Consider the following 7,270-nt stretch of genomic DNA (forward strand, 5'->3'; position numbering starts at 1 on the left):
GGTCAGTTCCGGCTGGGGGGCTCGGGGGTGGTCCTCGTCACGGAGGACGTCGAGCAGGCGGCGTAGTTCGCCCAGGGCCTGGCGGCTGGTGGTGGCGATGGCGTGCAGGGCCTGGGTGGCGCGCTCCGGGGACTTGGCGGCCGCGTACTTGCCGCCGTCGGCGAGGCCGGTGATGACGGAGAGGTTGTGGCCGATGATGTCGTGCATCTCGCGGGCGATACGGGCGCGTTCGGCGGCGGCGGCGAGCTGGGCCTGCTGGTCGCGTTCGATCTCCAGGCGGCGGGCGCGGTCTTCCAGGGCCTCGGTGTGGTCGCGGCGGGTGCGGACGGTGATGCCGATGGCGGTCGCCACGGCGATGGACATCAGCACGGGGACGATGTCCTTGTCCGCTGTGCCCTGTGGGTGGCGGGTGGCCATCACGGAGATGGGGGTGAGGATCAGGGCGGTGGCCCACCACAGGTTGCGGGGCGGGCGGCGCAGGGCGAGGTGGAAGACGACGAGGAGTTGGAGCAGCACCGCTTGGAGGGCGATGCCGGTCCAGGCGTTGACGAGGGCGGACGGGGCGATGGCGAGGAGTGCGGCCCGGGGGTGGGCGCGGCGCAGGAGGAGGGGGACCGAGAGGCCGAGGCTGAGGGTGAGGACGAGCCAGCCCGGGTTGTCGCGGTCGCGGGCCACGTTGAGCCAGCCGCCGCCGTAGTAGTCGATCAGGGCCGCGGTCACCCAGAAGCCGGTGAGGTGGAGGTCCCAGACGAGGGGGTGGCGGCGGTCGAAGGTGCGCACGCGTCGGGTGATGCGCTGGACGTGCTGGGTGAGGGGTTCCGGCGTCCGTGCTTCCGGCGCCCGTTCGGCCGTGATCTGCTCTTCCGGCGCTCGCTCTTGCGTCACGTGGTCCATCGTCCGGGGTTTGCGGCAGGTGGCACAGGGCCGCAGGCCGTATTTCCGGGTGAGCGATGTCGTACCCAGGTACTACGGTTGCCGCCATGAGCACCACGAGCCCCGGGGCCTATGTCATCCGGTCGATACGTGCCGACGAGTGGGCTGCCGCCAAGGAGTTGCGGCTTGCCGCGCTGCGGGATCCGATCGCGCCGCTCGCCTTTCTGGAGACCTACGAGCAGGCCGTGGCCCGGCCGGACTCCTTCTGGCAGGAGCGGGCCGCGGGCGCCTGCGAGGGGGCGGACCGGGCGCAGCAGATCATCGCCGAGGGGCCGGACGGGGTGTGGGTCGGGACGTTGACCGTGCTGGTGGAGGAGCCGGGGTCGACGGACTGGGCCGGGGCCGTGGTGGAGCGGAAGCAGGGGCATGTCGTCGGTGTGTTCGTACGGCCCGAGGAGCGGGGGAGCGGGCTGACCGATGTGCTGTTCGACGCCGGGCTGGAGTGGGCGTGGTCGCGGGGCGTGGAGCGGGTGCGGCTGATCGTGCACGAGGAGAACGGGCGGGCGCAGCGGTTCTACCGGCGGGCCGGGTTCGTGCCGAGTGGTGTGACCGTGTCGCTGGGTGAGGAGCCCGACGACGTCGAGTTGGAGTTCGTCGTCGAGCGGCCGTGACGAGCCGGCCGCTCGGGGCCGACTCGGCGGTTCACGCGGGGAGTTCGTCGTGCGGCCAGCGGGAGCGGGCCTGTTCGCGGGACCGGAGCAGGGCCAGGGTCGGCATGCCCCGGTCCGCTCCGGTGGCCAGCAGCTCCGGCAGTTGGGGAAGCGGAGCCACGGCGGCGACGTCGTCCAGGACGAGCGTCAGTGGTGGGTCGAGGCGACCGGAGGATGACCGTTCGGCCATGCGCCGGCCGCGCTCGACCACGCTTGCGGCGAGGGCCGTCAGGAGTGGCATGGCGCCCGGGTTGGCTCGGGGGTCCTCGATGGATTCACCCACTACATAAAGCGTGCCCCCTTCGTGGATGAAGGAATCCAAGGTGAGGGCATCAGTTCGGTTTGGGTTGCAGGACTCGCGGATGTTGACCGTGGAGAGCGCCGAGAGGGCTCTCGTGGTCAACTCCTGTGCCATGTCGCGGCGTTCGGGATGGGCTGTGAGGGCGGCTTCGAGCTCGCCTGCCGCGCCGGGGGCCGCCTTCGGGTTCGTACGGAGGATGCGTACGGCGTCCTGGATCTGGGTGCCCTGGGACCAGCGGTGGACGTGGCGGATGGTGCGGCCGTCGATGGCGGCGGCGTGGAGGTAGCTGCGGAGGAGCGTTTCGGCGGTGTCGCTGACCGCCTGGTCGAGGCGGGAGGTGGGGCGGACCGGGGTCAGGAGGGCGGTGGCCCTGGAGACCGCTGTCTGCTTGTCCTCGCAGGCTGTGGTGGGGGACCAGTGGAGGCGGGACGGGGTGTCGCAGAGGTGGGTGGGGTCGTAGAGGAGGACCGGGCCGAGTTTTGCGCGGGCGTCCTTGGTGTCCTGCCAGAGGGCCGGGTTCGAGGTGACTACGAGGGTGGGGCCTTCCGCGTCCTGTACTGCCTGGGTTGCGGTTGAGTGGCGGCTTTCCCGTGGGGCTACGAAGAGTTTTTCCCACCCGCCCACCTGTTCGGTGATCCGAGACGCTCGGGGGTCGGCTCCGGGTGCCGTCGGTTTGCTGAGATCCGCGCGGGTGGTGGCCGTCGTCTGCCGGTCGGCGTCGGAAAGGTCCGGCGGCTGCGGCTGCGGCTGCGTCTGCCGCTCCGGCTTCGGTTCCGTTCTGGGCGCGGGTACGACGTGCGGTGCGGCCACATCGTGTGGCGCAGGTACATCGTGTGCGTCCTGCGGTGCCCTGGCCTCATGCGGTATCGGCGGCGCTGTCGCCTTCGCCTCCCGCCGTCCCGCCCTGACCGCCCGCCATCGGGCCAGCGTGCCGAGCACGAACACGGCCAGCACGACGAGGATCATCAGCTGGCCGATGAACAGGCCCCAGACCAGGCCGTATCCGGAGAGTTGTTCGCTCGGGGTCTCCGGCCAGGCGCCCGGGATGTCCTGGGGGTGGGTGATCAGGGAGCGCATGGCCAGGGGGGTGCGGGTGAAGGTGACGCCGGAGGGCCAGGAGCCGTGGGCGAGCAGGGCGGCGAGGCCCGTGGCCGTCCACACCAGCAGGGTCATGCCGAGGAGGAAGGCGAGTATGCCGATGAGCAGGCCGTCGGGGATGCCCCCTTGGCCGTCCCGGTGGTCCCGGGGTGCCCGGCGCTCGTCCGGTCTCACGCTGCCTCCCTGTCCTGTGCCGGCCCTATGCCACCGTCGATTCGGAGTCGCCGAGGTGTTGTTCCACGAAGGCCGCCGCGCGTTCCTCCGCCTCCAGTTCGGCGGCGCGCAGGGCGTCGTCGGTCAGGTCGTGGTCGGTGGAGGACTCCGTCATCGCGCGGTCGGTGAAGACCAGGGGGCGTTCGGTCTCGGTGACCAGGTGTTTGACGACCTGGACGTTGCCGTTGACGTCCCAGACGGCGATGCCGGGGGTGAGGGACGGGATGATCTCCACGGCCCAGCGTGGCAGGCCGAGGACGCGGCCCGTGGCCCGTGCCTCGTCGGCCTTCTGGGCGTAGATCGTCCTGGTCGAGGCCATCTTCAGGATCGCGGCCGCCTCCCTCGCGGCCGCGCCGTCGACGACGTCGGACAGGTGGTGGACGACGGCGACGAAGGACAGGCCGAGGCGGCGGCCGAACTTCAGCAGGCGCTGGAAGAGCTGGGCGACGAAGGGGCTGTTGATGATGTGCCAGGCCTCCTCGACCAGGAAGATGCGCTTCTTCCGGTCGGGGCGGATCCAGGTGTGCTCCAGCCATACGCCCACGATCGCCATCAGGATCGGCATGGCGATGGAGTTGCGGTCGATGTGGGACAAATCGAACACAATGAGCGGCGCGTCGAGGTCGATGCCGACCGTGGTGGGGCCGTCGAACATGCCGCGCAGGTCACCGTCGACCAGGCGGTCCAGGACCAGCGCCACGTCCAGGCCCCAGGCGCGTACGTCGTCTATGGCGACGTTCATCGCCTCGGCGGACTCCGGCTCGGGGTGCCGTAGCTGTTCGACGATGTCGGTGAGGACGGGCTGGCGGTCGAGGATGGTCTCGTTGACGTAGGAGTGCGCGACCTTCAGGGCGAAGCCCGAGCGCTCGTCGAGGCCGTGGCCCATCGCGACCTCGATGATCGTGCGGAGCAGGGCGAGCTGGCCCCTCGTGGTGATCGCGGGGTCGAGCGGGTTGAGGCGGATCCCCATGTCGAGGGCGGCCATCGGGTCCAGGCGGATGGGGGTTATCCCCAGCTCCTGCGCGATGAGGTTCCACTCGCCGACGCCGTCCTCGCCCTGGGCGTCCAGGACGACGACCTGGCGGTCGCGGAAGCGCAGCTGGCGCAGGACGTACGTCTTCTCCAGGGCCGACTTGCCGTTGCCGGACTCGCCGAGGACCAGCCAGTGCGGGGCGGGGAGCTGCTGGCCGTACAGCTGGAAGGGGTCGTAGATGTAGCCCTTCCCGGAGTACACCTCGCGGCCGATGATGACGCCCGAGTCGCCGAGGCCGGGGGCGGCGGTCGGGAGGTAGACCGCCTGGGCCTGGCCCGTCGACGTGCGCACCGGCGGCCGGGTCGTCTCGACCTTCCCGAAGAGGAAGGACGTGAAGGCGTCGGTGAGGACGGACAGCGGGTCCCGCATCAGGTCCTACCTCCGAATGCCGGTGGCGAAGGGGAGTGTGTTCACGAATGCCCGGTGGTGCTCGCGGTCGCACCACTCCAGCTTCAGATACGACTTTCCGGCCGACGCCCGGATGGTCCGCTTGTCGCGGGCGAGGGCCTCGGGGGTACGGGAGGAGACGGTGATGTAGCCGACGAGGTTGACGCCGGCGGCGCCGCTCGCGAGGTCTTCTCCTCGCTGGTCGAGGCGGTTGTGGGCGGCGATGTCGCGGGGGTCGACGGTGCGGTTCATCTTGGCGGCGCGGCTGGCCTCCGCCTCGTCGTTGGTCTTCTCGGTCAGCATGCGCTCGATGGCGACCTCGGTGGGTTCGAGGTCCATGGTGACGGCGACCGTACGGATGACGTCCGGGGTGTGGACGAGCAGCGGCGCCAGGAAGTTGACGCCGACCGGTGTCATCGGCCACTCCTTCACCCAGGCCGTGGCGTGGCACCAGGGGGCGCGGGTGGAGGACTCCCGGGTCTTGGCCTGGAGGAAGGTGGGCTCCATGGCGTCCAGTTCGGCCGGCCAGGCGTTGCGCTTCGTCATCGCCTGGATGTGGTCGATGGGGTGGTCCGGGTCGTACATGGAGTGGATGAGGGAGGCGAGGCGGCCCTGGCCGAGGGGCTGCCGTACGCGGATGTCGGCCTCCTGGAGGCGTGAGCAGATGTCGGTCAGCTCGCGGGCCATGACGACCGCGAGTCCGGCGTCCCGGTCGACCTTGCCGCCGTGCGGGCGGGCCGCGCGGGCCATCGCCTGGGCCTCGGCGGCAAGTTCGCGGGTGAAGTGCATACAGGCGACGAGGTAGGCGCGGTGCTGCTCGCTGCTCGTCGACACCATGGACTGGAGTTGGTCGTACGACTGCTGGAGCCAGCCCGCGGCCCGGTCGTCGCCTCGTTGGGCGACGTCCTTGGCGTGGGCGTCCGGGTCGGCGGGGAGGGTGCGGGCGAGCATCTGGAGGCGGGTGACGAAGCCGTCTCCGTTGGCGACGTGCTTCAGCAGGGTGCCGAAGCGGTCGACGAGGGCCTCCTGGTCCTCGGAGTCGCGCAGGCCGACGCCGGGGCCCTCGATCTCGATGGCGGCGGTGACGGTGCGCCGGTCCGCGTGGAGCAGTACGGCGATCTCGTCGGGCCCGAACGGGGCGGCCAGCCAGGTGATGCGGCCGATGCCGGGCGGCGGGCCGACCTCGACCTCGCGGCCGTCGAGGTGGGTGCCGGCCTCGACGGCGCCGGAGCGGTAGGCGGTGCCCCGGCGCAGGGTGCGCTTGTAGCTGCGGTTGATCTCGAACCACTTGTAGAAGGTCCGGTGCTTGTAGGGCACGTAGACCGCGGCCAGCGCGATCAGCGGGAAGCCCATCAGCAGCACGATGCGCAGGGACAGGACGGGGACGAGGAGCCCGCACATCATGCCTAGGAACGCGCCCACGATGATCAGCGCGATCTCGCCGGTCTCGCGGTTGCGGCCGACGATCGCGTTCGGCCGGGCGCGGCCGATCAGATATGAACGGCGGGGCGTGACCGCGTGGGACACGTGGGACTCGGTCGTCAACGCCCGTCACCTCCTGAACGGTTGCTGTTGCGGGTGTTGCTGGCGTGGGGGGTGTTCACCGAGCTGCCCGAGCGGGGTGCGGGTGCGGCGGAGGGGACAGATCCGCCGCCCCCGTTCGAGGAGCGTGAGCTGTGTGCGGCGACGCCGCCGGAGACGGGGTTGGACGGGCGGGAGCCCGAGCCGGACTGGCCGCCGCCCTGGTTGTCGGCGCGGGAGCTGTGGGTCTTGATGCCCTGGGCGACGAGGGTCGCCGGGGAGCTGAGCACGGCGGCGGCCTTGCCTTCGGCGCCGCGCATGATGCGGTTGTTGCGGGTGTTCGCGATCTCGTCGCCGAAGCCGGGGACGAAGCGGTAGATCATCGCCGAGGCGAAGATCGCGAGCAGGATGATGGCGAGGCCGGAGACCACGGCGGCGAGGGAGTCGGGGCCCTCCTCGGTGGCGAGAGCGCCGGCGAGGCCGAGGACGATGACGATCACGGGCTTGACGAGGATGACCGCGATCATGATGCCGGCCCAGCGGCGGACGTGACCCCACAGGTCCTTGTCCACGAGGCCGGCGTAGACGACCACGCCGAGCAGGGCGCCGACGTACAGCAGTACGGCGCGGATGTAGAGCTCCAGGTAGAGGATGCCGGCGGCGAGGATGGAGATCAGCGAGACCAGGATCAGCATGATCGGGCCGCCGCCGATGTCGTCGCCCTTTTCGAGGGCTTCGGAGAACGTGCCGAAGAACGTGTCCGTCTGGTTGCCGGTCGCCTTCGCGAGGACGTCACTGACGGCGTCGGTCGCCGAGACGACCGTGTAGAGGATGAGCGGGGTGAACGCCGAGGCCAGCACCGTGAGCCAGAGGAACCCGATGGCTTCCGACAGGGCGGTCGCGAACGGTACGCCTCGTACGGCCCTCTTGGCCACCGCGAGAAGCCAGAGCACGAGGGTGAGGATCGCGGACGCGGCGAAGACGACGGCGTAGTGCTTCAGGAACGTGAGGTTCGTGAAGTCGACGGTGGCGGTCTCCTTCACGGCCTCGCTGAGCTTGTCGACGGTCCAGGCGGCGGCTTCGGCACAGCCCTTGGCGAGGGAGGAGAGGGGGTCGAGGGTGGCGGTGGGGTCG

The 7,270-nt window shown here is 70.6% G+C and carries 6 protein-coding genes; 1 reads left to right on the forward strand and 5 read right to left on the reverse strand.

The features are described from left to right. On the reverse strand, positions 1 to 894 hold an 894-nt coding region (locus L0P92_RS40045), incomplete at its 3' end, for a histidine kinase dimerization/phosphoacceptor domain-containing protein (RefSeq protein ID WP_372497410.1). A gap of 86 nt (positions 895 to 980) precedes the next feature. On the opposite strand from L0P92_RS40045, the gene L0P92_RS40050 reads away from it, so the two are divergent. Next, a complete protein-coding gene (locus L0P92_RS40050) occupies positions 981 to 1,544 on the forward strand; it encodes a GNAT family N-acetyltransferase (RefSeq protein WP_234768053.1) in 564 nt (187 codons plus the stop codon). Between the two features lie 31 nt (positions 1,545 to 1,575). On the opposite strand, the gene L0P92_RS40055 is transcribed toward L0P92_RS40050, so the two are convergent. From L0P92_RS40055 to L0P92_RS40070, 4 genes are all read right to left on the reverse strand, one after another. Then, on the reverse strand, positions 1,576 to 3,156 hold the full coding sequence (locus tag L0P92_RS40055) for a type IV secretory system conjugative DNA transfer family protein (RefSeq protein ID WP_234768054.1): 1,581 nt from the start codon (positions 3,154 to 3,156) through the stop codon (positions 1,576 to 1,578). Positions 3,157 to 3,181: 25 nt separating this feature from the next. After that, positions 3,182 to 4,597, reverse strand: a complete 1,416-nt coding sequence (locus tag L0P92_RS40060) for an ATP-binding protein (protein WP_234768055.1) — start codon at positions 4,595 to 4,597, stop codon at positions 3,182 to 3,184. Between the two features lie 6 nt (positions 4,598 to 4,603). Continuing rightward, on the reverse strand, positions 4,604 to 6,160 hold the full coding sequence (locus tag L0P92_RS40065; protein WP_234768056.1) for an SCO6880 family protein: 1,557 nt from the start codon (positions 6,158 to 6,160) through the stop codon (positions 4,604 to 4,606). After that, positions 6,157 to 7,270 (reverse strand): hypothetical protein (locus L0P92_RS40070; protein ID WP_234768057.1); only part of this gene is annotated, 1,114 nt, incomplete at its 5' end. The genes L0P92_RS40070 and L0P92_RS40065, both read right to left, overlap by 4 nt.

The organism is Streptomyces muensis (assembly GCF_021474425.1).
Taxonomy (GTDB): Bacteria; Actinomycetota; Actinomycetes; order Streptomycetales; family Streptomycetaceae; genus Streptomyces; species Streptomyces muensis.